The sequence below is a fragment of the Paenibacillus tritici genome (assembly GCF_018207515.1).
Taxonomy (GTDB): Bacteria; Bacillota; Bacilli; order Paenibacillales; family Paenibacillaceae; genus Paenibacillus_AQ; species Paenibacillus_AQ tritici.
On sequence record NZ_CP073365.1, the window covers coordinates 1312855 to 1337818 of the forward strand.

General features: G+C 53.3%; 20 protein-coding genes. 16 read left to right on the top strand and 4 right to left on the bottom strand.

Going from position 1 to position 24964, the window contains the following annotated elements; genetic code table 11:
- The first annotated feature begins 868 nt into the window (after positions 1 to 868).
- From KDC22_RS33730 to KDC22_RS05580, 3 genes are all read left to right on the top strand, one after another.
- Positions 869 to 2023: a winged helix-turn-helix domain-containing protein gene (locus KDC22_RS33730; RefSeq protein WP_211722333.1), complete on the top strand. Its 1155-nt coding sequence runs from the start codon at positions 869 to 871 to the stop codon at positions 2021 to 2023.
- 82 nt (positions 2024 to 2105) lie between these two features.
- A complete protein-coding gene (locus KDC22_RS05575; protein ID WP_211722334.1) occupies positions 2106 to 3392 on the top strand; it encodes an MFS transporter in 1287 nt (428 codons plus the stop codon).
- Positions 3393 to 3456: 64 nt separating this feature from the next.
- Positions 3457 to 4035: a histidine phosphatase family protein gene (locus KDC22_RS05580; RefSeq protein WP_211722335.1), complete on the top strand. Its 579-nt coding sequence runs from the start codon at positions 3457 to 3459 to the stop codon at positions 4033 to 4035.
- 19 nt (positions 4036 to 4054) lie between these two features.
- On the opposite strand, the gene KDC22_RS05585 is transcribed toward KDC22_RS05580, so the two are convergent.
- A complete protein-coding gene (locus tag KDC22_RS05585) occupies positions 4055 to 4834 on the bottom strand; it encodes a TatD family hydrolase (RefSeq protein WP_211722336.1) in 780 nt (259 codons plus the stop codon).
- 26 nt (positions 4835 to 4860) lie between these two features.
- Positions 4861 to 5985 carry a stalk domain-containing protein gene (locus KDC22_RS05590; protein WP_211722337.1) on the bottom strand — a complete coding sequence of 375 codons (1125 nt, stop codon included), beginning with the start codon at positions 5983 to 5985 and terminating at the stop codon, positions 4861 to 4863.
- Between the two features lie 237 nt (positions 5986 to 6222).
- On the opposite strand from KDC22_RS05590, the gene KDC22_RS05595 reads away from it, so the two are divergent.
- Positions 6223 to 6408 (top strand): aspartyl-phosphate phosphatase Spo0E family protein, encoded by a 186-nt coding sequence (locus KDC22_RS05595; RefSeq protein WP_211722338.1) that lies wholly within the window; start codon positions 6223 to 6225, stop codon positions 6406 to 6408.
- Positions 6409 to 6410: 2 nt separating this feature from the next.
- Here KDC22_RS05595 and KDC22_RS05600 read toward each other — a convergent pair whose 3' ends face one another.
- Positions 6411 to 6986: a TetR/AcrR family transcriptional regulator gene (locus tag KDC22_RS05600; RefSeq protein WP_173136427.1), complete on the bottom strand. Its 576-nt coding sequence runs from the start codon at positions 6984 to 6986 to the stop codon at positions 6411 to 6413.
- Positions 6987 to 7138: 152 nt separating this feature from the next.
- Between KDC22_RS05600 and KDC22_RS05605 the strand changes: the two genes are divergently transcribed.
- The 11 genes from KDC22_RS05605 (at position 7139) to KDC22_RS05655 (ending at position 21929) form a co-directional block, all read left to right on the top strand.
- Positions 7139 to 8338, top strand: a complete 1200-nt coding sequence (locus KDC22_RS05605; RefSeq protein WP_211722339.1) for an MFS transporter — start codon at positions 7139 to 7141, stop codon at positions 8336 to 8338.
- 233 nt (positions 8339 to 8571) lie between these two features.
- On the top strand, positions 8572 to 9654 hold the full coding sequence (locus KDC22_RS05610; RefSeq protein WP_173136423.1) for a LolA family protein: 1083 nt from the start codon (positions 8572 to 8574) through the stop codon (positions 9652 to 9654).
- Positions 9655 to 9833: 179 nt separating this feature from the next.
- Positions 9834 to 11015, top strand: coding sequence for an alanine racemase (alr, locus tag KDC22_RS05615; protein ID WP_211722340.1), 1182 nt, complete (start codon positions 9834 to 9836; stop codon positions 11013 to 11015).
- Between the two features lie 213 nt (positions 11016 to 11228).
- Positions 11229 to 11510, top strand: a complete 282-nt coding sequence (locus tag KDC22_RS05620; RefSeq protein WP_036697455.1) for a CopG family ribbon-helix-helix protein — start codon at positions 11229 to 11231, stop codon at positions 11508 to 11510.
- 3 nt (positions 11511 to 11513) lie between these two features.
- Positions 11514 to 11864, top strand: coding sequence for a type II toxin-antitoxin system PemK/MazF family toxin (locus KDC22_RS05625; RefSeq protein WP_019913013.1), 351 nt, complete (start codon positions 11514 to 11516; stop codon positions 11862 to 11864).
- Positions 11865 to 12271: 407 nt separating this feature from the next.
- Positions 12272 to 12880, top strand: coding sequence for a TetR/AcrR family transcriptional regulator (locus KDC22_RS05630; protein WP_211722341.1), 609 nt, complete (start codon positions 12272 to 12274; stop codon positions 12878 to 12880).
- Between the two features lie 57 nt (positions 12881 to 12937).
- Positions 12938 to 14149 (top strand): MFS transporter, encoded by a 1212-nt coding sequence (locus KDC22_RS05635; RefSeq protein ID WP_173136417.1) that lies wholly within the window; start codon positions 12938 to 12940, stop codon positions 14147 to 14149.
- Between the two features lie 643 nt (positions 14150 to 14792).
- On the top strand, positions 14793 to 16085 hold the full coding sequence (gene ltrA / locus KDC22_RS05640) for a group II intron reverse transcriptase/maturase (protein ID WP_211720874.1): 1293 nt from the start codon (positions 14793 to 14795) through the stop codon (positions 16083 to 16085).
- 422 nt (positions 16086 to 16507) lie between these two features.
- Positions 16508 to 18736, top strand: a complete 2229-nt coding sequence (locus KDC22_RS05645) for a Tex family protein (RefSeq protein ID WP_425516997.1) — start codon at positions 16508 to 16510, stop codon at positions 18734 to 18736.
- Positions 18737 to 20177: 1441 nt separating this feature from the next.
- A complete protein-coding gene (locus tag KDC22_RS05650; protein WP_211722342.1) occupies positions 20178 to 21092 on the top strand; it encodes a GNAT family N-acetyltransferase in 915 nt (304 codons plus the stop codon).
- Between the two features lie 84 nt (positions 21093 to 21176).
- Entirely contained in the window at positions 21177 to 21929 is a 753-nt protein-coding gene (locus KDC22_RS05655; RefSeq protein ID WP_211722343.1) for a hypothetical protein, read from the top strand.
- 85 nt (positions 21930 to 22014) lie between these two features.
- On the opposite strand, the gene KDC22_RS05660 is transcribed toward KDC22_RS05655, so the two are convergent.
- A complete protein-coding gene (locus KDC22_RS05660; RefSeq protein WP_211722344.1) occupies positions 22015 to 22983 on the bottom strand; it encodes an S-layer homology domain-containing protein in 969 nt (322 codons plus the stop codon).
- Positions 22984 to 23321: 338 nt separating this feature from the next.
- On the opposite strand from KDC22_RS05660, the gene KDC22_RS05665 reads away from it, so the two are divergent.
- Positions 23322 to 24956 carry a type 2 periplasmic-binding domain-containing protein gene (locus tag KDC22_RS05665; protein ID WP_211722345.1) on the top strand — a complete coding sequence of 545 codons (1635 nt, stop codon included), beginning with the start codon at positions 23322 to 23324 and terminating at the stop codon, positions 24954 to 24956.
- The last annotated feature ends 8 nt before the right edge of the window (positions 24957 to 24964 follow it).

Consider the following 24964-nt stretch of genomic DNA (forward strand, 5'->3'; position numbering starts at 1 on the left):
TTCCGCCCATTCGGGCAGATTTAGTTGTACAGACTACAGCTATAAGTGGCAAGCCTTCCTTTTCACTGTTTTTAACTGCACGGAATACAGCTATCACAGAATGTTCACTTCAAACCGATCAAAGAGTCCTCCCGCAGCGGCAACTGCGTGGAGGACTTTTGATTTTCAACCTCACTTTAACCGAAGCCACAGAATGCTGAAATGCAGAGTTTGTAGTACAGCGTCAGATTTAGTTTAGTGAATGGAGTTCTAGAATGCCTGAAGGAGTACAGGAGTGGAGGCCCCCCTTCACGTGCCATTCCCAGATGAAGAGGGGAGTTGTTCATTGGGGCGTTTGGCAAGGCGTAACGGACTGAGGCGCACGTATTCCGGATGAAAGACACCCCTTGGGCAATGGAACGGACCCCACGGAGCTTATTCTTGGAATTTCTACGCTTAAACCTCTCGTAGAGAGACGATAAGGCCCACTCCGTCCGTTAAACCGCAAAACGTGGTGTTTTTCGGGGAATAAGGTCTCTCAGGTCCGTTAGGAGCAAACTCGGCCGGGCGGTGTAGTTCCTAGTTTAAAAGGAGCTGAAAACTGGTGCGAATGGCAAGCTCCCATGAAATCCACAGGTCCTTCGCACTTCAGAATTTGTCGAAACCTTATGTAACTGTAAGTGTTTATAAGAAGTCAATGATTGATGTATAATTTTCTTGTAATACATAAGGGGAATAGTACGGATTCATACGGAACAAGCACTATAGAGTGCGTAGATTGAAATATGATCGGCACAGACGGTGTGTTTGGGCTTCCAAGTCGCACTCCGTATAGAGTGCATGGATAAAGAATCACAGCGTTGAAAAGCACAAGAAAAGAGGCACAGCCATGCATCTCGAATTGGACGGAAGTGAATATAAGGTATCCTCCGGCGGATTGACGATTGAACTGCTGCCCAAGGAGTTTGCGCTTCTGCAGTTTCTGTACCGGAACCGGGGGCGGACCTTCAGCCGCGAGCAGCTGCTCGATAAAGTGTGGCCTATGGAGTATCCGGTGGAGCGGACGGTTGACGATCATATCTACCGGCTGCGCAAGAAGCTGCGCCAACTAGGCGGGATCGACATTAAGACGATTCGCGGATTCGGCTATAGTCTGGCTATCCCCGGCAGTCTTGAAGGGGTGGCGATGAATCCGGCAACGAATGACCCGGAGCTGCGCAATACGATGCGTGAGGTGTTCATGAAGTTCCATGTCTACGGTCAGGGGCAATCCATGCTCACCCTTGCCCGCCAGCAGGACATCCTCGGCTACGAGCTGGACCCGCATTATTCCATGGTCGTTCATTTCGTGCAGGGAGATTTGGACTGGCTGATCCATACCGGTGAGGTTCCGCTGAAGGACCGGCTTTTTTATCTCAATCTGTTCTACTTCTTCATTGGCGAACCCGGCGTGAAGGTAGAATATGCCGAGCGGCTGATCAAGAAGAAGCTGCTGAATGAACCGGAACAGCTGGAGCTGGAGATACTGACCATGCTGGATCTCTATACCCTGGCAGGTCAGCCGGAAAAAGCGCTGGAACGCCTTAAGCGTTCCTATCAGGTAATCTCTGAACCCGGCTTCGAGAACTTCGTTCCGGTTACGGTGATTACCGAGCTGTTCATTCATCTCGTAGCGGGCGCCGGTGATGTGGAGCTGGAACGGATGGATCAAGCCGCCAGCCGGATTCTCCAGGACAAGCCCTTTTTGCGGGAGATTGGCGGGTACAAAGTAGTGAAAGGGCTCTGGAAGCTGCGCCGTGCACAGTGGGCTGAGGGGGAGAAGCTGATCCATGAGGGATTGCAGGTGCTGGAGATGTCAGGCTTCATCCCGCTGCGGCTCTATGCGCTGTACCGGACTCATCATTTTTGCCGCATGTTCCTGACCGGGAGCGCCTTGGACCGCAAGTATGAGCGCCTGTTCACAGCGGAGCTTGAAGCCTGTGGTCTGACAAGGCTGGAGCAGTCCCTCGAAGGTCTGCTGCTGCGGCTGCTGGAGGCCCCATGATTATTCTCTGACAATTCTCCGTTACCTTAAGATCATAGATGGATCAGCATCTACGATTACAAGGAACCTGGAGGAATGTCAGATGGAGCTCTCAACCAGGCAAGGAACCAGCTTGCTTCATAACAAAACGTATATGCGGGTGTACAGTGCTTTTGCCACGGCAAGCTTTGGCGACTGGTTCGATACACTCGCCATTCAGGTGCTGGTCGGCTACCGCTGGCAGGCCGGACCGCTGATGCTGTCGCTCATTCCGGTAGCGCTGGCGCTGCCGAGCATTCTGCTCGGCTCGGTTGCCGGAGTAGCCGCTGACCGGCTGAACAAGCTGAAGCTGATGCGTGTCTGCGATCTGCTGACGGCGCTGCTGACGGTGCTGGTGTTATTCGCACCGAGTATGGCCTGGCTGCTGCCGCTGCTGGCGGTGCGTTCGGCGCTATCCACGCTGAACATGCCTGCCCAGCAGTCTTTGACCCGCAGCCTGGTCAGGGAGGATCAGCTGCTGCAAGCCTCATCGCTCAACGGGCTCGTCAACCAGGGCTCCAAAATCGCCGGCCCGCTGCTCGGAGGTCTGGCCCTGGCCTTCCTTACGCCGCAATGGTGCATCCTGCTCAATGCTTTGCTGCGCGGCTGCTCTTATCTGCTGCTGCTATCGGTGAAGAACATCCCTGCGGAAGAAGAGGACAGTAAGCAGCGTGAAGCCCGCCAGGAGGAGGCCATCCCGCTTCATCTGATGTGGAGGGAGGGCTGGAGCTTCATGCTGCGCAGCCGTTTGCTGCTGAATACGATGTTGTTCGGGCTGGCCGGAGCGCTGGTGATTCAGGTGGTCGACTTTCAATTCACCAGCCTGTTCCGGGTATTCGCACCGGAGCGGGAATCGCTGCTCGGCTGGATGGTAGCTGCTTCAGGAATCGGAGCGGTGATGATTATTCTGGTCCTGAACAAGCTGCAATCGGCTATAGGGTATGGCTGGCGGCTCGGCTGCGGATATGTCCTGATTGGCGGGTCAGTTGCTGCACTTGGGCTGCTTCAGCCGGGGGCATCCATTCTCTGGGTGCTGCTGATCGGATTTGTGCTGGGGATCGGCAACGGGGTGTTCATGATTACTTTCAATTATTGTCTGCAAAAAGAAACCCCGCCGCACATGACCGGCCGCATCTTCGGCATCCAGAACACCATACTCAGCACAGTACTCATTGTTGCGCCCTTGCTGGGCGGTATGCTTGTGCAGTATGCAGGTCCTGGCCGGATTTTTGTCAACATTGGTCTGCTGCTGCTGCTTCTGGGTCTGACCGGGGTGCTGTTCGGGCGGCAGCTCTGGCCTGTGGCGAGGAGTGCAGTGGAAGGCGTACAGTCTGTAGTGAAGGCCAACTAGGGAGAGAGGCGGGCAGCTCCGAGTCCAGATTAAGCTGCCCGCACTACCTACTCAGGAGGAAGTTATGACAACTTATATTTACATGGTGAGGCACGGGGATTCACTCCGAACCGGAGTGGATGAATGGACACGCGGCTTATCGCCTAAGGGCGAAGAGGATGCCCGGAGAGTTACGGAACGCTTGCAGAAAGAAGGGATTAATGCACTGTACAGCAGTCCATATCTCCGGGCTATACATACGATTGCTGATTTGGCTGACCGGCTTGGGCAGGAGATATCCCTCCAAGAGGAGCTAAGGGAGAAGGTCTGGATGGAGGGCAACCGGCAGCTGCCGGACGAGAAGTTGCGGGATGAGCTTCAGAAAATGTATGCCGATCCGGATTATGCCCTGCCGGGCGGGGAGTCGAACCGCGACTGCCAGGCACGGGCGGTGGGAGCGCTACAGGAGATCCTGCGGACCCATGAGGGGGAGCGGGTTGCCGTCGGAACCCACGGGCTGGTGATGGCTTTGATGATGGGCTATTTTGCTCCGGAATATGATCTGGATTTCTTGCTGCAGACGACGAAGCCTGATATTTATGTCATGGCCTTCTCGGAAGGCAGCTTGACCGGGGTCGAGCGTCTTCTAGTGAACGAATACTAAATAAGATTAGTGCCCGAACCTAAAGCCCATAGAACCGCCTTGTATTCGCCGTCAGTATGGCCTTGGCCTCGGGAATAGAATAGCCATGCAGCGCGCCCCAGGCGGCGGCAACGTCATGCACCATTGCCGGATGGGTGGCGCGCCCGGTGAACGGCCCTTCAAACGGCCAGGGGCCGTCCGTTTCGGCCATGACAAGCTCCGGCGGGTAGCGGCGGGCAAGGTCTTGAATCTCCTGCTCGTAGAGGATGTCAGGAGTGAAGGAGATATAATAGCCGCAGCTGATCATACGCTGGACAGTAGCCTCAGGACCCTTGAACCAATGGAAATGGGCTTGTGTAATGTTATGCCGCTCCAGCAAATCGCATACGGTCCAGGCATCTTCATAGACAGCATGAAGCACAACCGGCTTGCCAACCTGTGCGGCCAAGCCAAGTAGCCTGTCGAGAAGCTCTATGTAGGGCCCCATATCCCAAGCTTCGCCTCGGGCTGCAGCCTCGGCCCGGGAATAGTAGGGAAGCCCGATTTCACCTATGGCAGCCATGTCCCCGGCATGAGCTGTAATCCAGTCCAGCAGCGCTGTCAGCTCCTCTGCCTCAGGCAGCGTCTGTTCAGGATGGAAGCCATAAGCAGGCTTCACCAAGCCGGGATAACGGGCGGCAATCTCCCGCGTACGCCTGCTGGAAGCAAGGTTCATCGAGACGGCTATCAGGGACTCGATGCCCTGCTGGGGCAGGCCCGCCAGGAGGGAGGACCGTTCGTTATCCTCATATTGTTCGAGATGAATATGGGCATCAATCATAGGTAAGCGGCTCCTTCCGCAGCGGATTATTTCTCAACGAATGCTTCAGTGGTATCATGCGGCTCAAAAGTAATGGAGCCAGACTCCATCCCCGTTAGTCCTGCTTTGTATTCCAGCCTCAGTGTTCCCATGCTCTCGCTCATGCCTAGCATCAGGCTGGTATCGGCGAGCAGCTTGTTTTTCTCCACCGTGTAATAGGTGACCGCACCAATCGCCGCTGTTTTGCCAAAATATTTCAGCCCGTCCTCCGCACGGTCCGGAATTCTCATCGTCACCTTGGAGGGCGTGGGTCCTTTGAGATCGAGCTTCAGCAGGACATCGTTCTGATCTATGGAAATACTGGAGGATACAGCGGCGGCTGCTGCTTTGTCCGCAGCAGGCACGGAGAGTTCCTTCCACTGCTCCGGCTTAACGACATGAACCTCCTGCGCGACCACTGAGGTTCCGGTGCCGAGTGTGAATACAACCGTTGCCTCCGGTTTGCCGTCAGAATCTATATCAGCGTAGAAAAGCTGGGGCGGATGTGAGTAATCCCGGGGTACGTTCCAGTTGAAGCGTTGCTTGCGGCCGTTCACCTCAAGGATGAATCCTTTGTAGGTATTGCCGTCCTTCAGCGCGGCGTACAGCTTCACCTTGGCATTATTGTCTGCGACAGCAAGGGGGGCTGCGGGGACCCTGACAGTTGTGCTGACATCGCCCGGTGTAACGGTAACCCGGCTTCCTCCCGTCTTCAGCTCCGTGACCGCTCCCGTAAGGGAGTCCAAGCTAGCTGCCGCGATATAGACCCGGCCGGCCTTCAGCAGGACTGGGGCGTCCAGCTCTTCATTATAACCTCCGTCCGTTTGCGTATAACTTACATGCATGGAAGCGCTGCCCGGTGTAAGAACAGTTTTGTCCCAGGCGGTCGAAAGTGTAAGCTGCTTGCGGCTGTTATTCCATTGCAGTTGTACAGGGAAGTACTCCAGCAGAGCACGGGCCGGAATATATAATACTCCATTGGACCGAAAGGGAGGAGCTTGGGGAAGGACGGCTTGTCCGTCGACAACAAGAGATAGGGGGGCAGGGGCAGAATGGGCAATATTTATGGATGATACTGCCGCATGGCCTGCGAAGAGCAGGGCGATGGCGGAAGCAGCAATTAATTTTTTCATAAGATAACCTCCGGAGTCTGGAAATTCCAATCCATTATATTATAAATGAAAAACTCCGCTTGCGGGTCACGTTCTGATAACAAAGATAAGACAAGCCTGTTACGGACCTGTTCTGGGCACATAGCCTATCACCGGACTTCAACAAAGACGCGCTCCCCGCTCCAGTCCATGCTGCACTGTGCCAGCTCCCCTGCAATTCGCCATATCCTTATAGAATACTTGCAGGAGGGTATGTAAATGGATCAATTGGAAGCGATCGTGCAGCATATAGAAGCAGAACGGATCAGATTGAATCAGCTGGAAGAGCATTACGGCCGGCTGCATCCCAGCGTCATCAGACAGTCCAGAATCCTGGATGAGCTAATCAATGAATATCACAAGGCAGACCCTTCCGGCAAAAACCGGGATTCCAGGAGGGAATAGCGTCACGCTTCAATCCCCTCAAATGCGAGTAACACCAGGGATCTGACAGAGGCTTCACTCAGTTCATCCCCGGTCAGCAGCAGCCGGTAAAAAATAGGGCCATAGATCAAGTCGATACAACTCCCAATATCAAGTTCCTGCTTCAATTCCCCCTTGGCAATACCCCGTTCAAGCAGCTTCCAGGCTTCCTGGCGGCGCGGGCCGAAGTATCTGCTCCGGTAAGCGTCGGCCAGTCCCGCATCGAATTGCCCTTCACCAATCAGCTCCGTAATGACTTTGCCTTCCCTGCTGGTCAGGAACTGGGCAAGGGTCCCTGCATGAATCAGTATATCCTCCTTCACGGAGCCGGTGTCCGGTAAGGGCAGTCTGGCAGACGCGGCAAAAAGATATCCATCCATCACGACAGCAGCTTTATTGGGCCACCATTTATAGATCGTTGCTTTACTGACCTGGGCCTGCTCCGCAATTTTCTCCACGGTAACTGCACCGAATCCCATCTCCAGCAATAAATCATATGAAGCATTTAGAATAGCGTTCTTCGCCTCGGTATTGCGCGGGCGGCCTCTCTTCTTATCCATTGCGATTCCTCCTATAATAGAGCTTGACCAACTATAACTGGAGTATAACATAAAATTGCCTATTTACAATACTGAACGTATAGTATATTATTTGGTCATGGTAATTATTGAACTGAACGTTCAGTATTTAAATTTGAAGGGTGGAATTCATAATGAAACAACAAGCAGCATCTCCTGTGATTCAAAAAGCAGTTCCCGGCTGGATCACTTTTCTGCTGGCCGTCTCCTGCGGACTGATTGTGGCGAATCTCTATTATGCGCAAACACTGGTCGGACCAATCGGGCAAGCGATTCATCTGTCGGCCGGGGCGACGGGGCTGATCGTTACGCTGACACAAATCGGTTACGTGGCCGGGCTGCTGTTCATTGTCCCGCTCAGTGATATTATCGAGAACCGGCGGCTCGCCGTGACGTCGCTTGTATTGGTTGTAGCCTCACTGGCCTTGGCGGTCCTGGCGCCGAATGCTCCGCTGTTCCTTGCAGCCTCCCTGCTGATCGGGCTGGGTTCCGTAGCAGCGCAGATCCTGGTGCCGTACGCTTCCTATCTGGCGACGGAGGAGGAACGCGGCCGGGTGGTCGGTAACGTGATGAGCGGATTATTGCTGGGAATTATGTTTGCCCGTCCGGTAGCCAGCTTCATGGCCGGACTGTGGGGCTGGAAATCTATATTTATGGTCTCTGCTGTAGTAACCGCACTGCTGACGCTTCTCTTATCCCGTATTCTGCCGGCCCGCAAGCCGGTTCCTACCTTGAATTACGTGCAACTGCTCCGTTCCCTGGTCACACTGCTCATGCATACCCCGGTTCTGCGGCGCCGGGCATTATACCAGGCCAGCTTATTCGGAGCCTTCAGCCTGTTCTGGACAACGGTTCCCCTTCACTTGGCCAGCTATTATCACCTGTCCCAGCAAGGAATTGCCCTGTTTGCTCTGGCCGGAGTAGGTGGAGCGGTAGCCGCGCCCATTGCGGGCCGCTTGGCCGACAAGGGCTGGACCAGACTGCTGACCGGTCTTGGCATTTCACTGGCGGCGGTCTCCTTCATTCTGGCCTATCTGCTGCGGGACTCCTCCAATCTTACACTCGGTCTGCTGGTGCTTACGGCCATTCTGCTCGATATGAGTGTGTCCGGTAATCTGGTTCTGGGGCAGCGGGCAATTTATTCACTGGGATATGAGACCCGGGGGCGGCTGAACGGATTGTTTATGGCGATCTTTTTTGTAGGCGGGGCTGTCGGCTCCTCGCTGGGCGGCTGGGCCTATGCTTATGGCGGCTGGAATCTGACCACCTTAATCGGGCTGGCGCTTCCGGCGCTGGCACTGGTGTACTTCTTGACGGAGAAGAAGGAGCTATAAACGGCATAGCGGGTAATTCCAGATCAGAATAGAGTAGGCAGAGGACTTTTGTTCTCTGTAACACCAGACTGCAGCCCGAGAGGGAATGCGGCTCTGGTGTTTTTTTGCCTGAAAATCCGCCCGGGAAGAAATACTTCTCTTCAAGCTTGTCATGCCCGTCTGCATATTGGGGCCAAGTCCCTCATAGACATGTACTAATCAATGCATTCAAAACAGGTTAAGGGGATGATGTCATGCGCCGGATAACATGGGTACTCGCGATCATTATGAGCGTGGCCTTAGTATTGACGGGGTGCGGGAAGAAGGATGCCGCCTCTGTGGTCAAGGATCTGAACAATGTGTCTGACAAGCTGGAGAGCAAGCAGGGAGCTTATCAGGGCTCAGGCACAATGACCTTGTACACCGGGGAGCAGCCGCAGGAATACAAGGTGGAAGTATGGTACAAGAATCCTTCGTACTACCGGATCAGCCTGTCGAATGTCCAGAAGGATGTGAAGCAGATTGTGCTGCGCAATGATGAGGGCGTATTCGTTCTGACCCCAAGCCTCGGCAAAAGCTTCCGCTTCCAGAGCGACTGGCCGGACAAACAAGGTCAGGTATACCTGTACCAGACGCTGCTCAAGGGTATTGTCTCCGACAACAACCGCCAGTTCGTGGAGGACGGGGATAATTATGTATTTGAGGTAGCCGCGAACTACCAGAGCAGCGCATTGGTCCGTCAGAAGATATGGCTGGCCAAAAAGACGTATGAGCCGAAGCAGGTTCAGGTCTCAGACTCTGAAGCCAAGGTTGTGGTGAACGTGAGCTTCGACAGCTTCAAGTTTGATCCGGAGTTCACCGCAGATTCTTTTGACATGCAAAAGAATATGGCGGCCGGCAGCCCTTCCGAGAACACGATGGCTGAAGTGGACATCAACGGCAACCCGGTGGTCCCTGCAGACGGTGAAGAGACCGGTGAACCGGTTACAGCAGATCAGGGCGACTTCGGCATCATTGAGCCGGATTATATCCCGGCCGGCGTGAAGCTGAAGGATACCAACAAAATTGAAGACAGCAAGGATCACGCGGTGCTGATCCGTTATGACGGGCTTTACCAGTATACGATTATGGAAGCCCGTCCGCTGGACCGTGCGGTATCACTGGCTCCAGGATCATTGATTGATCTCGGGTTCACGGTCGGCCTGCTTAGCGGGGATGAGCAGCAGACACTGACCTGGATGAGCGAGGGTGTGGAGTACCGGATTACAAGTGCAAATCTGCCAGTTACGGAAATGATGCAAATAGCCGCTTCTATGGAGGAACAATCGGGTAAATAAAGTTCAGTGGGCGGATACTGCGCAAGGTGGGAATCATTCCTCTACCCGCAGTGTCCGTTTTTTGCTACCTTTGCTCACATTGACAGCGGCCTTCCCGAGCATTACCATTGCAGTAAGACTTCTGATTCTGTGCGAAAAAAGCAGAGATGTTTTACTACAATGTAAGAAGGTGACCTGAAGTGGGGGCAAGCTATCGGCCGACAGCAGCCGAGATTAACCTGGATGACTTGCGTGCCAATTACGAGGCTTTCCGCGCGGCATTGCCGCAGGAGACCAAGTTCATGGGATGCGTCAAAGGAAATGCGTATGGACACGGAGCCGTGGAAGTAACGCGGGAGCTCCAGCGGCTTGGAGCGGATTATGTCAGTGTTGCCTTTTTGGATGAGGCATTGGAGCTGCGTCAGGCGGGAATACTACTTCCTATTCTGGTGCTGGGCTACACCTCGCCGGAAGGAATAGCCGTTGCCTGGAAGAACAATGTTACCGTTACACTGTTCACACCGGAGGTACTGGAGGCGGTTAGAGCGCTTCCTGTAGACCCGGAGCACCGGCTGAAGGTACACATCAAGATTGACAGCGGAATGGGCAGGCTGGGATTATTGCCGGCGGATGCACCTGCATTCATCGCTGAAGTGCATTCTGTAGCACAGGCGGAGCTGGAGGGCATGTTTACCCATTTTGCCAGAGCAGACGAACATGTCAAAAGCTATACACTCATGCAGTACCGACGATTCATGAACGTGGTGGAAGCGCTTCGGGACATGGACATTAAGATCCCGATCATACATACGGGCAATAGCGCTACGGCCATTGATACACCTCTCCTATCCATTAACATGGTGCGTGTAGGCATAAGCTTGTACGGATTCTACCCCTCGGCTGAGGTGAACCGTGAGCTGGTGGCTCTACACCCGGTAATGACGCTGAAGACGCAGGCTGTCTATATCAAGACCCTGCCGCCTGATTCAGGCATCAGCTACGGCACCCGGTACTTCACGGCAGACGATGAGATCATCGCTACGCTCCCCGTGGGGTACGCTGACGGATATTCCCGCATGCTAACAGGCAAAGCGGAGGTGCTTATACGCGGACGCCGCGTTCCTGTCGTCGGAACCATCTGCATGGACCAGTGTATGGTATCACTCAAATCTTTCGCTGCAGAAGCGGAACAAATCCAAGCAGGCGAAGAGGTTGTACTCATCGGCCGCCAGGGCACCGAGTCGATCACGGCAGATGAACTGGCGCTCCATTTAGGGACGATTCACTACGAAGTTATCTGTATGCTGGCTCACCGGGTACCGCGCGTATATGTACGCAGCGGTACACCGCCTCATCTTGTGAATCCCTTGCTGCAGGCTTAAGCCCCTGACCAGATTACCCAGTACAGGAATTGGAATATAAGGAACGTACCGTATAGAGCATGTGACTTATAGTCTATACGAACCGCCATTTCTAGTTTATAATGGGATGCAGCATACTTGATATACTGGCGGCATATATTCCTTGTATAAAATTCCTTGTATATTGTAACACTGGAACACAAGGGCAGAAGGTTTGTGGGGGTGGAAGAGAAGGTGGCCAATTTGCAGAACACCAAAAGAATCATGATCAGCTTGCCCGATCATCTCTTGCAGGAAGTAGATGGGATCGTTCAATTGGAGAACTCTAACCGTAGTGAATTGATCAGGCAGGCCATGAAGCTGTATCTGAGCGACCGGAGGAAACGTACCATCCGTGAGTCCATGCAGCGTGGCTATATGGAAATGGCTAAGATTAATTTGACCATGGCATGCGAGGCCTTTCTCGCGGAGGAAGATGCAGACAGTACTCTTGGCCGCTTAGTAAGCGGGGTGTAAATATTGATTGTTAAACGCGGCGACGTTTTTTTTGCCGACCTTTCACCGGTTGTAGGTTCTGAGCAAGGTGGAGTAAGGCCGGTACTGGTCATTCAGAACGATATTGGCAATCGCTTCAGCCCGACTGTGATTGTGGCAGCTATCACTGCCCAGATCCAGAAGGCCAAACTGCCGACGCATGTAGAGATTGATGCGGCTGCACATGGCTTTGACCGGGATTCCGTGATCTTGCTGGAGCAGGTTCGGACAATTGACAAACAACGCTTGACCGATAAGATCACCCACCTGGACGATGAGACCATGAAGCTGGTGGATGATTCGCTGCAAATCAGCCTGGGGCTGATTGATTTCTGAACCCTCCGGGGATTGGATCGAACATCAATAATCGTAACAAAAGGCAGGCCGGATGAATCCCGGTGCTGCCTTTTTTAATAAGATAAGAATTTATATATTTTGGGGCCCCCGCAAAGTACCTGAGTAAACATCGAAGCAAAGCCCCACTTTGTGGGGTTATTTAAAAAGATAAGAATTTATATGCTTCGCGCTATAATTATCCTTATCTTTCTCGCTGAAACGGTACCGTCCTTTAAAAAGGACGGCAATGCCGTTTCCACTTGCGTGTATGGATATACGTAAAGTGATAGATAGGCTGATGGATAACCATCTGTTACGGGTGCTGCTAGGTATATTTCAGCCGGGGTTGTGTAAGGTTATATCTGCGTGATATAATTGGACCGATCGGTCGGTCTAGAGGAGGGGTAATGATCAGAGGACGTTCAGATGGAGAAGAAACCAAAAGCCGTATTCTGCACAATGCTTCCAGTCTATTCGCGCAAAAGGGCTACGGAGCAGTAAGCATGAATGAGGTCTGCCTGGCTGCGAAGGTCAGCAAGGGCAGTTTATATCACCATTTTCCCAGTAAGGATGAGTTGTTCCTGCATGTGGTGGAAGAGGATACACAGAAATGGATCTGTGAGTGGGAGGAGCTGAAGAGCAAGCTCAGCGGAACGGAAGCCCGCCTGTTCGCGCTGGGGGATCATTATGCGAATGATTTTCAGAATCCGCTGATTCACGCACTGGAGGAATACGCCAGATCCCGCACACTTCCGGACGATATCCGCCAGCGTCTCTCGCAGATCTATGAGTTGGTTGCACGGGTCTGCCGTGAGCTGCTGCAGGAGGGAATGGATTCCGGGTACCTGAACAACATAAATCTGGAGAGCTGTGTAATCACACTCAGCGGGATGCTGGAAGGAATCGGCCGGGTCAATGAGATTACAACCATCGCCAATACCCCGGAGGAGATCAGGGCATACTACCGTGCAGCCGTTCAGATCCTGCTGCAGGGGATACGCGCCGGGGAACGTTAACCAACAGATACAGATAGATATAGATAGATGAACCTAGGAAATTCGGAGGGAATCACAATGTCATTACTGTTAAGGAACCGGGGAGCGATGCTGCTTCTCATGCTGAATATCTTTTTGGCGTTCACGGGGATCGGTCTGGTTGTCCCTATTATGCCTACCTATATGAACGAGCTGGGTATCGGCGGGAGTATGGTCGGGCTGCTGGTGGCCGCATTCTCGCTGACTCAGCTGCTGGTCTCGCCCTTCGCCGGAAGACTCTCGGACAAAATGGGCCGCAAAAAAATCATTGTCGGCGGTCTGGTGGTGTTTGCGTTCTCGGAGCTTCTGTTCGGTCTGGCTAACGCATCATGGGTGCTGTTCGTCTCGAGAATGCTTGGCGGTATCGGTGCAGCGATGATTATGCCTGCTGTTATGGCTTATGTGGCGGACACCACCTCCTCAGAGGAGCGGGCCAAAGGAATGGGCTTCATCAATGCGGCGATTACCACCGGCTTCATCATCGGGCCGGGAATCGGCGGCTATCTGGCCGAGCTGGGCATCCGTGTTCCCTTCTTCGTTGCTGCGGGTGCTGCCGGGATCGTGGCCGTCATTACGTTAATCGTCCTGCCGGAATCGCGTTCGGCGGAGCTGCGTGAAGAAGCCAGAGACCAGAAGGGGAATAAGGATAATCTAATTCTCCAGCTTGTACGCTCTTATCGTGAGCCTTACTTTTTCGGACTTATTATTGTATTCGTACTGTCTTTCGGGCTGGCTAACTATGAAACGGTATTCGGACTGTTTGTGGATCATAAATTCGGGTTCACGCCCAAGGATATTGCGTTTGTCCTGACGTTTGGCTCGATTGCCGGGGCTGTGGTACAGGTTACCGCATTCAGCTGGATTCTGAACAAGTTCGGGGAGAGCCGGGTCATTTCCGCCTGTCTGCTGGTCTCGGGCCTGTCGATCCTGTTGACGCTGTTCGTGCATGGCTTCGTGGCGATTGTATCTGTGACCTTTGTTGTGTTCCTCGCCATGGATATCCTTCGCCCGGCTGTCGGGACACAGCTGTCCAAGATGGCGGACGAGACGCAGCAGGGCCTTGTGATGGGAATGAATTCCGCGTACACCAGCCTTGGCAACATTGCCGGACCGATTGTGGCGGGCATCCTGTTCGATATGAATCTCAATTTCCCTTATGCGGCGGCTGCGCTGGTCATGTTCCTCAGCTTCCTGTTGTCAGTGAGCTATGGAAGACGGAGAAGAAGCAAGGGGATTCCGGTGGTACGGTAACATTGGGAGAGGGATTCGGACCACTTTACATGCCAATAAGATAAAAATTCCTATAAAATAAGAATACGGCTATGTCATCCCGGAGGGGGCGGCGTAGCCGTATTTTGTATAGGCGTGCCCAGAGGCACGCATTATCTAGTTGGTGAAAGTCCAACCAAAGGAGGGACCAAGCTACCTTTGTAGCTAGGATGCTTGCACATGGCGAAATCTGTGTGTAAAAGCGCATCGACAAAAGTACTGGTCAGAGACCGGGCGAGCAACAATTCAGGCCGCAACATCAAGTGAATCCTGCCGCGTCGTCAAAAAGGCCCTGCAAAGGGGAACAGAGGGAGCCGAGTCCCGCTATTATGGACGAAGGCCAAGGAAGCTGTGCAGAACTTGGAACAACAGTGAAGAACCCTCCGGCGTATAGGGAACGGCATGGATTGAAAGATAATGCAGTGAACTGGGGAGACCCTCCCCCACACGGAATTTTTTTTTTAGGAACCCGTAAAGAGGCGCTCTATAAGTCCAGAAGACGAAGTGAACCGTCTGTGGGAAGGGAGTCCGAGGGGCTCGTAGTACCGAAGAACCTAAGGACAACATAACCTTAGGGAGGGAAGGAGCCCTGCTTTGTTTACGCTTTTGGAGGAGGTACGAGTGAGTGAATGCCAAACGGCTAACGACACCCAAGGAAAAAGTTCAAGAACTCCAAGAAAAGCTAGGTCATGCGGCCAAGGAGAACAACAAGCGTAAATTCCACGCCTTGTACGACAAAGTCTACCGGTGGGATGTGCTATGCGAAGCCTGGAAACGGGTGAAAGCGAATAAGGGAGCTGCGGGAGTGGATGCCGTAACGCTCGCTGAAATCGAGAAACAAGGAGTGACGAGATTTCTCAAAAGCTGTGAGCAAGAATTGAAAGAAGGCAGCTACCATCCGCAGCCGGTTCGGCGGCACTATATCCCGAAGAAAGATGGGAAGCCAAGACCGCTAGGCATCCCTACCGTACGGGACCGTGTCTTACAAATGGCAACCAAACTGGTGATTGAACCCATCTTTGAAGCCGATTTTAAAGAAGTCTCCTTCGGATTTCGTCCAAAACGAAGTGCCAAAGGAGCGCTGGAGCGAATCCGGAAAGCCTGCAACCGCAAAGGAAATTGGGTAGTCGACGTCGATATCCAAGGTTACTTCGACCATATCAATCAAGAGAAACTCATGAAATTGGTACAGATGCGTATCAATGACAGACGGATTCTGAAGCTCATACGGAAGTGGCTTCATGCGGGAATAATGGAAGAAGGAAAGGTACGGCGCTCCGATCTAGGGACACCCCAAGGTGGTGTCATCTCGCCACTGCTGGCGAATATCTATTTGAACTACTTTGACCGGTTATGGGAAAAACACGGAAGTGGACTGGGAGAACTGACGAGGTATGCAGACGACTTCGTCGTGGTCTGTAAAACCAAAAAGGATGCAGAACATGCGTATGAACTCATCCGCACCATTATGGAACGTCTAGAACTCACGCTGCATCCGACCAAAACCCGCATTGTAGGTCTGTGGACAGGAGACGAAGGCTTCGACTTCTTAGGAATGCACCACCGAAAAACGAAAGCAGAAACTTCTCAAGGGAAGGTGTACTATACCACCCAGCAGTGGCTAACGAAGAAGGCAGAGGAACGTATCCGAGGCGTGGTCAAAGACCGATTAGCACCGCCCGGCATGCGCTGGAAATCGTTCGTGGAACACGTGGAATGGCTCAATCCAAAGATACAGGGATGGAGAAATTATTACTACACGAACTACAGCCAAAAGAGATTAGCCAAGCTGGATTGGTATATCCTGCAGCGATTTACGCGGTGGTATGCGAAGAAGAGACAACGGAGGAGATGGATGAGTTCATTCCCGGAGGTCAAGTATATGGTCAATAAGTGTGGACTAAAAACGCTATTGTAATCTGCATGCCCATGAATGACAAACATCGGAAAGCCGTATGAGGGAAAACCTCACGTACGGTTTGATGAGGAGGGGCTGGGTTGTACCAGCCCTTTACTCTAGAACTTAGGGGTTGAAAATAGCTGGATTTCTTCCACTTGCTGATGAACGATTGAACGCTGCTGGGACAGCGAGTGGATAAAAGGCATTTAATAATCTCTTTTCAGCCGAAATAGGGGAAACGCTCTATAGCAGATGTTGTTTATCCACTTGTTCAAGCATATTTCTCAGAAATCGGCGAATTAAGATACGTTTGTCCACTTGCCTGCTGCGGAATTCTGTATGCCTGCCTGGTGGTGTCGGACTTTGGTCCGGCGGCAAACTGTGATAGTATTTCAGTAGAGAGCTATGAACTCAGACTGTGTATAGAAAGAGGGATCTACTTGAGCGTTGATACGAATCAGGCGGGGAAGGCAGCGGAGGATGCTGCTGCCCGTCAGGAGCAGGAATTGATACTTGCAGCCATTGCGAAGGAACTGAGCATCAGCCTGAAGCAGGTGCGGACTACGGTGGGGCTGCTGGATGAAGGCAATACCATTCCGTTCATCGCCCGCTACCGCAAGGAAATGACCGGGGAGCTGGATGAGAACGCGCTGCGTGACATCGAAGAACGGCTGGGCTATCTGCGCAATCTGGGTGACCGCAAGAAGGATGTTATCCGCAGTATTGAGGAGCAGGGCAAGCTGACCCCGGAGCTGCAGGAGCAGATCATGAGAGCGGTCAAGCTGCAGGAAGTGGAGGATCTGTACCGCCCGTTCAAGCAGAAGCGTAAGACAAGAGCGAGTGTGGCGAAGGAACGGGGACTGGAGCCGCTGGCGGATTGGGTGATGGAGCAGCGCCGGCAGGGAGTTCCGCTGGAAGAGGCGGCTAAGTATATTGATGCAGACAAAGGTGTAGATAGTGCCGAGCTGGCGCTGCAAGGGGCGATGGACATCATTGCCGAGAATATTGCCGATGATCCGGCAATCCGTTCGTGGGTGCGTCAGTATACGGCGAGCCAAGGGATTCTGGTCTCCGAGGCCAAGGATGCGCAGCAGGAAAGTGTATACGAGAATTATTATTCATACCGGGAGCCTGTGCACAAAATGCCGCCGCACCGTATTCTCGCCATCAACCGAGGGGAACGGGAGAATGTGCTGAAGGTCGGTATTGAGGTTGTGGCCGACAAGATCCATGCATTCATTATCCGCAAGCTGGTGAAGGGGCCTTCCCCGGTCAAGGAGCTGCTCGAAGCGGTGACCGAGGATGCGTACAAACGGCTGTTAGCCCCTTCCGTCGAGCGCGAGGTACGCGGGGAGATGACGGAAAAGGGGGAGATGCAAGCGATTTCCATCTTCTCCGGAAATCTGCGCAGCCTGCTGCTGCAGCCGCCGGTGAAGGGACGACATGTACTTGGTGTCGACCCGGCCTACCGCACCGGCTGCAAGCTGGCCGTAGTGGATGATACCGGCAAGCTGCTGGAGGTAGCGGTCACTTATCCGACGCCGCCGAACAACAAGAAGAAAGAGGCGGCGGCCAAGTTCAAGGAGCTGATTGCCAAATATGGCATCCAGCTCATCGTGATCGGCAACGGCACCGGCTCGCGGGAGACGGAGCAGTTCACGGCCGAGGTCATTGCCGAGGTCGGTAACCCGGAGCTGGCCTACCTGATCGTCAACGAGGCAGGGGCCAGCGTGTATTCGGCCTCCAAGCTGGCGCAGGAGGAGTTCCCGGATCTGGATGTGGCGGAGCGCAGCGCCGCCTCCATCGCCCGCCGCGTGCAGGACCCGCTCGCGGAGCTGGTGAAGATTGACCCGAAGGCCATCGGTGTCGGGCAGTACCAGCATGATGTGTCGCAGAAGCATCTGGAGGAGAGCTTGAAGGGCGTCGTGGAGTCGGCGGTTAACCACGTCGGTGTCGACGTCAATACCGCCTCGGCCTCCCTGCTGTCCTATGTGGCGGGAGTGAATACGACGATCGCCAAGAATATTGTGAAGTTCCGCGAAGAGAACGGCAAGTTCTCTACCCGCAAGGCACTGCAGAAGGTGCCGCGCCTGGGCGCGAAATCGTACGAGCAGTGCATCGGCTTCCTGCGTATCCCCGGAGGGGACAATACGCTGGACCGCACGCCGATCCACCCGGAATCCTATCCGGTGGTGGACCGGTTGTTCCGCGAGCTGGGGCTGGATGTGAAGCAGCTTGGCAGCAAGGAGGTTGCAGCACAGCTGAGTGCCCAGGATGCGGCAGAGCTGGCGGCGAAGCTGGAGGTCGGCGTACCTACGCTGCGCGACATTCTGGAGAGCCTGCAGCGCCCGGGCCGCGACCCGCGCGAGGAGCTGCCACTGCCGATCTTCCGCACGGATGTGCTGAAGATCGAGGACCTGGTGCCCGGCATGGAGATGCAGGGAACCGTGCGCAACGTGATCGACTTTGGCGCTTTTGTCGATATCGGGATCAAGAACGACGGGCTGGTCCACATCTCCCAGCTCAGCGGCAGCTTCGTGAAGCACCCGATGGATGTAGTCTCCGTTGGCGACAATGTCACCGTATGGGTGATGGGCGTTGACCTGAAGAAAGGCCGCGTCAGCCTGACCATGCGCCAGCCTCGTGAGGCCGCGGGCAGCGGGAAGTAATTCGAGGACGAACCAGAGTGTAGTAAGAGCACCTGCCAGAGCGCAAACCGAAGTACAAACCGAAGTACAAACCAAGTACGAACCAAGTAAAACCAGAGCACGAACCAAAGTATGATCCAAAGTACAAACAAGAGTACAAACTACAAACCAAAGCATAAACCAAGTACAAACCAAGTACAAACCAAGTACAAACCAAGTACAAACCAAGTACAAACCAAAGCATAAACCAGAGCACTAGCTATAAGTACAAACTTTAGGGCCCAACCAACTAATCAACCAGCAGCCCCGGCTGCGCTTCCTTCATTAGGAGCGCAGCCGTTTTGGTTGTATAAGAAATTAAGATATCCCAAGAAACCCTCTGATCCCGCCGAAAGTAGGCGGTACGGGGAAATGAGAGGGATAAATCCCTCTGGTCAAGCCGAAAGTGGGCGGAACGAGGAAATGAGAGGGATAAATCCCTCTAATCCCGCCGAAAGTGGGCGGTACGGGGAAATGAAAGGGATAAATCCCTCTGATGCCGCCGAAAGTGGGCGGAACGAGGAAATGAAAGGGATAAATCCCTCTGATCCCGCCGAAAGTAGGCGATATGGGAAAATGAGAGGGATAAATCCCTCTGGTCCCGCCGAAAGTGGACGGTATGTGGAAATGAGAGGGATAAATCCCTCTGGTCCCGCCGAAAGTGGATAGTATGTGGAAATGAGAGGGATAAATCCCTCTGATCCCGCCGAAAGTGGACGGAACGAGGAAATGAGAGGGATAAATCCCTCTGGTCCCGCCGAAAGTGGGCGGAACGAGGAAATGAGAGGGATAAATCCCTCTGGTCCCGCCGAAAGTGGGCGGAACGAGGAAATGAGAGGGATAAATCCCTCTGGTCAAGCCGAAAGTGGGCGGAATGTGGAAATGAGAGGGATAAATCCCTCTGATCCTGCCGAAAGTGGGCGGAACGAGGAAATGAGAGGGATAAATCCCTCTGGTCCCGCCGCAAGTGAGCGGAACGAGGAAATGAGAGGGATAAATACCACCGACTAAGCCAGAGACACATGCCAATTGAGCAGCTGAGGAGCAATAGTGCACCTGAATTCAGCAGACACATGCCAAATGAGCAAACGAAGAGCAATAGTGCACCAGAATGCAGCGGGTACGAGCCAAATGAGCAAACGAAGAGCAATAGTGCACCAGAATGCAGCGGCTACGAGCCAATTGAGCAACTGAGGAGCAATAGTGCACCTGAATTCCCCGGATACGGATCAACCGAGCAAACGAAGAGCAGAAGTGCACCACGTTGCTCCCGATATGTCCCAGGAAAGTAGTCTGAACGGAACAATATAAGGTTATGTTAAACGAGCAACAGTAGAAAACAACTATAGTCGTTTAGGATCAGCTGGATGAGCGTTGGAAGTGGTAGGATGGGGGAAATTAGAGACAAGGTGGCGGGATGGAAATGGTGAACAGAAGGATCCGGCAGTTTGAGCAGGGCGATATGGAGGCACTTGGGGAGATGTACGCGCTGGTGTCGGCGCAGGAGGATGTGCTGTTCTGGTGGGTGGGGGACGAGGAGAACTGGGAGAATGTGTTCTGCGCCTTTGAGGGGGATAAGATGGTGGCGAAAGGCCAGCTACAGATCTTCAATGTGGTACCTCCGGGACGGGCGGCAGAGAGCAAACACAAGATTTTTATGAATCTGAAGACGCTGCCCGGACGGGAAAAGGATCTTGAACTGCTGGACGGCCTCTACTCCCGTCTGCTGAAACGGGCACATGAACTGCGCGGTACGCTGTCCAGGGAATATGGCACAATTCTGTGTACAGGGAATTATGCTGCGGAGGAGAGCTACCATACTTATTTTGACAAGCATCTGGGTTACCTGCCGTATAGCCGCTTGTATACGCTCCATCGTGACTTGAATGAACCTATAGCGGCGGCGGAGCCCGATTCAGGGTTGGAGGCGGTTTTTGCTCCGCTGGATTCACCGGAGCAGAGAGAGGCTTATCTGGAGCTGGAGGCTGAGATCTGGCCGGATACACCACTGGGTATGGAACGTCTGCTGGAATACCAGGAGCATCCGCTCTGGACCTCCATTGTTGTGAGGGATGCAGGCCAAGTAGCCGGCAGTCTGATGGTCTGGCAGGAGGAACAGACCGGCATCATTGAAGATGTATTTGTCCGTGAGCCCTGGAGAAGACGGGGCATCGCCAAGGCTCTGCTGAGCCGCGCGCTGTCGTATCTGAAGGAGCAGGGGCTGGAGCAGGCGCAGCTTGTCGTACTGACGGACAATGAATCGGCCTTGTCTCTGTATAAGTCAGTCGGGTTCCAGACGGGACGGCAGGAGATCAGATATTATACGGAGCTGGGGTAAGGGAGCAATCAACCTGCAACTATCTCCGCCCGGCAAGCGTCTAAATAGAATAAGAATAGCATCATAAGGAGGAATTGCAGGTTCATGAATACATCCAGAACTATTGGTTTTACTGCACTGCTGGCTCTAACGCTGGTTCTGGCCGCTTGCGGTTCTGCAGAGAATACGGCGCCGGAAGCTACGTCTGCTCCAGAGCAGACTCAGGCCCCTACGCTGGCACCTGCGGAGACCGCGTCTTCCCCGGCACCTTCATCAACGGCTGCTCCAAGTCCTGCGGCCACGGAAGCACCGCCGGTAGCGGAAGATCCCGGACCGCCGGAGGAAGGCACCCCGCCTACAGCATTGGAAGCGGCAGCAACGGTGATGCGGGCACTGAAGAGCGGCAATATGGAGACGCTGGCGGCCTGGGTGCACCCGGAGCGCGGAGTACGATTCTCCCCCTACGCCTATGTCGATACGAAGCGGGACGTTGTGCTTAGCAGGGAGGAGCTCGAACAGGCGATGCAGGATACCCGCAAGCGGGAATGGCGGGAGTTCGCGGGTACTGGCGAGATCATTGAGCTAACCTTTGCCGACTACTATAAAGACTTTGTGTACGATGCTGATTTCGCCAGCAAGGCTGAGATTGCGCTGAACCAGGGTCTGGGCCAAGGGACGACACTCAACAATCTGAGGGAGGTATACCCTGCAGACAGCCATGATTTCGTAGAATATCACATTGCCGGTGTAGATCCTTCGGCAGAGGGGATGGACTGGAGCAGCCTGCGTCTGGTTTTTGAGAAAATAGGCCAGGACCACGCGCTGGTTGGCATTATCCACGATCAGTGGACTCCCTGATTCCCGCAGCATGTGAATAGAACCAACTGCAAACAGCGCACCGCCGGATGTCCGGACGGTGCGCTGTTTGTATATAAATATCAACTTATCTAACTGGAGGAGTGGTCGAAGTCTCCTGGCCTGCTACGGGTTGGGCTACTGCTGTGTAGCCTTCCGGCAGATAAGTGACTGCGGTACCTGCCGAGATAACCTGCGGATTCATAGAACCGGGAGCAGGCTTAGTCACCCTGAAGTAGATCACTGCGGTGTGGTCTGCGCCGAATTCAATCCGTTCAATGAACAGGCCGTACCCCGGGTTCGGCAGATTGGAGACAGTCACAGTGGCTTTGTTGACACCAGTTGCGGCTTTGTCCAGCTTCACTGCGGCTTCGTAGGTGTAAGCGGGAGCCGTATTGCTGTTATCCATGTTAATCACTTCCTTGGCGAATTTGGCGGCATCATAGACCCATACCGCAGCCTCCGCGCGGGTAACCGGTTCATTCGGACGGAAGGTGTTATTCTTCTCCAGTGCGATCAGCCGGGTGTTGACCAGGATCTGCAGGCTGTTCATCTCCGCGGCGGATAGCTTGCCGCCGTCCGAAATCTCTGCGTACCTCTCCGTATACGCGAAGTCCCCTTTGTTCTGGAGCGTCTGAAGCAGCAAATGTGCGAACTGGATACGGGTCATGACGGCGTTAGGATCAATGGACCTGTCCAGCGGCAAGCCGCTCTCTTTGGCCGTCAGGAATGCGGGGGCATACCAGGCCGTATTCTTCACTTTGTCGAAGTAATCACCGGCTTGCTTGCCGGAGGTGTTCTGCGGAGAGAGCTTCAGGCCGCTTACAATGAACTGCAGGCCTTGGGCATAAGTCAGCTTGGATTTCGGTGCGAACTTATCGCTGGTCACTCCGTTAAGGATGCCCTCTTGATGAAGGGCATTGATTTTGGATTCGGAAGCATGGCCCTTCAGGTCCGAAAAGGCAGAAGCCGATGCTCCGAAAGTTACCGTTGACGCCAGAATGCTGCATGCCAGAGTGATTTTTGCAGTACGCATCTGGAAAGATTTATTCTTCATTGTGCCTCACCTCGTATACTCTTAGATGGCATTACGGGGTAAAAGGTTGCAGTCAGAGCTACATAAACAGGAATTATTATTCTCCATCCGCGCACAAGTGATTCCTGTTCCTCGCAAGAACCCTTATGTGTCAATTTTCACCTACTTCAAGCCGGTAGAACCCTTGTAATATCACATTCTCTCTGCCAAAAAGGTCAAAATACGATGATTAAAAGGTAATATACGGTGAGACATGGGCAAGAAGAAAAATTATAATAATGATAACGCTTACCTTAATAAAGAAAGAATTAAATGTATAAATTGTTAATTCTTATATTCCATCTGAGGGGGTAGATTAAATGAGAAAAAAGAGTGTTCTTGCCTTACTTTTGGCAGGCTGTCTGGCGGGACTATCATTGGCGGGTTGCAGCAGCAAGGAGAATAGTTCGGATGGGCCGGATTCGGGCAACAGCTCACCGGAGGGGAAGACGAAGCTGAAGGCCATTATTGTGAAGCACTCGCTTACCAAAGACGTCGGGGAAATGAAATGGCTTACGGAGTTAGAGGAAAAGGCGAATGTAGACATCGAATGGCAGCAGATCTCCGCCGACTGGGATCAGAAGAAAAGCGCTCTTTTTGCCAGCGGTGAAATTCCGGATTTGCTGTTTAATGCTACGTCCAATTCGGATTTCGTCCAATTCAACGGATTATTTGAGGACTTAGGTCCGCTGATCGACCAAGGTGCACCCAATATCCAAAAGATGTTCAGCGAGCACCCGGAATTGAAAACGCTTGCTACACAAATTGACGGTAAGCTCTATGGCACTCCGCGATATAAGGGGATCTGGCCCGGCTCCACGGCCTCCATGTTCATTAATAAAACCTGGCTGGACAATCTGGGCCTTAAGGTGCCTACGACCTGGGATGAGCTTGAAGCCGTGCTGATTGCCTTCCGCGACGGAGATCCGAATCAGAACGGGGATAAGACGGATGAGATTCCGATGGACTTCAATCCGATAGGCTGGGACTTCACGCCGAAGCTGCTGCTGGGCAGCCTGGGGCTTCCTCTGTCCAACGGGGCAAGCGACGGATATTTCACGGAAGAGGCGCAGGTTAAGAATTTCTACGTGGATGAGCGGTTCAAGACATTGATGCAATTCCTGCAGAAGCTGTACAGCCAGAACCTGATCAACAAAGAGGCCGTCACACAGGATTACTCCAAATTCCAGTCCGTTGCCCGGGGCAGCGGCGCTACTGCCAAAGTCGGATTTACCTGGGGCTGGGAGACGGGGGACCGCTTCGGCAACGAGCTGAAGGATCAGTATATTACTTTGCCGCAGCTTAAGCACCATGCAGACTCTACAGATGAGCTGTACTGGAGCGATGATTACTACTATCAGAATTACGGCTCCAATGCCGTATCGGTCAGTGCCAGCTCCAAGAACAAGGAAGCTGCGATCCGTTTCATTGATGCTTTTTATGAGCCGGTTGTCAGCCTGCAGGTATTGTTTGGCGGGATGAATGACACGGACAAGGGTATGAAGGACAACGGGGATGGCACCTATGAGGTTCTTCCTCCGGCGGATGCTTCGCTTGACCCGGGCTCCTGGAAATGGACGAATTCATTCGCCGACAACGGTCCGATGTATATTGCCGATGCGCTGAAAGACAAGCTGACTCTCGGCTCGGATATGCAGAATGTCCTCAAAGAAAAAGCCGTCTATGACGAGCTGCTGAATAAGGCGGACCAGAAAACGAATGTCTATCCGCAGAACTTCATGAAATACAGTACGGAAGACACCAATACCCTGGCTATGAATCAGGCGAACATTAATAATATCACCGACCAGAAGTGGGCCAACTGGCTGACAACGAAGGTAGATATCGAGAAGGAATGGGCCGCGTATGTTGCTTCCGTCAATAGCTCCGGTCTTGAGCAGAACCTGCAAATCCGTCAAAAAGCCTATGAGGAATACCTCTCGACCTTGAAATAGTGGACTTG

Excerpts from the sequence above, each read along its gene's own strand:
- KDC22_RS33730 (WP_211722333.1), top strand. The coding sequence starts at position 869 with ATGCATCTCGAATTGGACGGAAGTGAATATAAGGTATCCTCCGGCGGA.
- KDC22_RS05575 (WP_211722334.1), top strand. The coding sequence starts at position 2,106 with ATGGAGCTCTCAACCAGGCAAGGAACCAGCTTGCTTCATAACAAAACG.
- KDC22_RS05580 (WP_211722335.1), top strand. The coding sequence starts at position 3,457 with ATGACAACTTATATTTACATGGTGAGGCACGGGGATTCACTCCGAACC.
- KDC22_RS05585 (WP_211722336.1), bottom strand. The coding sequence starts at position 4,834 with ATGATTGATGCCCATATTCATCTCGAACAATATGAGGATAACGAACGG.
- KDC22_RS05590 (WP_211722337.1), bottom strand. The coding sequence starts at position 5,985 with ATGAAAAAATTAATTGCTGCTTCCGCCATCGCCCTGCTCTTCGCAGGC.
- KDC22_RS05595 (WP_211722338.1), top strand. The coding sequence starts at position 6,223 with ATGGATCAATTGGAAGCGATCGTGCAGCATATAGAAGCAGAACGGATC.
- KDC22_RS05600 (WP_173136427.1), bottom strand. The coding sequence starts at position 6,986 with ATGGATAAGAAGAGAGGCCGCCCGCGCAATACCGAGGCGAAGAACGCT.
- KDC22_RS05605 (WP_211722339.1), top strand. The coding sequence starts at position 7,139 with ATGAAACAACAAGCAGCATCTCCTGTGATTCAAAAAGCAGTTCCCGGC.
- KDC22_RS05610 (WP_173136423.1), top strand. The coding sequence starts at position 8,572 with ATGCGCCGGATAACATGGGTACTCGCGATCATTATGAGCGTGGCCTTA.
- KDC22_RS05630 (WP_211722341.1), top strand. The coding sequence starts at position 12,272 with ATGATCAGAGGACGTTCAGATGGAGAAGAAACCAAAAGCCGTATTCTG.
- KDC22_RS05635 (WP_173136417.1), top strand. The coding sequence starts at position 12,938 with ATGTCATTACTGTTAAGGAACCGGGGAGCGATGCTGCTTCTCATGCTG.
- KDC22_RS05650 (WP_211722342.1), top strand. The coding sequence starts at position 20,178 with ATGGTGAACAGAAGGATCCGGCAGTTTGAGCAGGGCGATATGGAGGCA.
- KDC22_RS05655 (WP_211722343.1), top strand. The coding sequence starts at position 21,177 with ATGAATACATCCAGAACTATTGGTTTTACTGCACTGCTGGCTCTAACG.
- KDC22_RS05660 (WP_211722344.1), bottom strand. The coding sequence starts at position 22,983 with ATGAAGAATAAATCTTTCCAGATGCGTACTGCAAAAATCACTCTGGCA.
- KDC22_RS05665 (WP_211722345.1), top strand. The coding sequence starts at position 23,322 with ATGAGAAAAAAGAGTGTTCTTGCCTTACTTTTGGCAGGCTGTCTGGCG.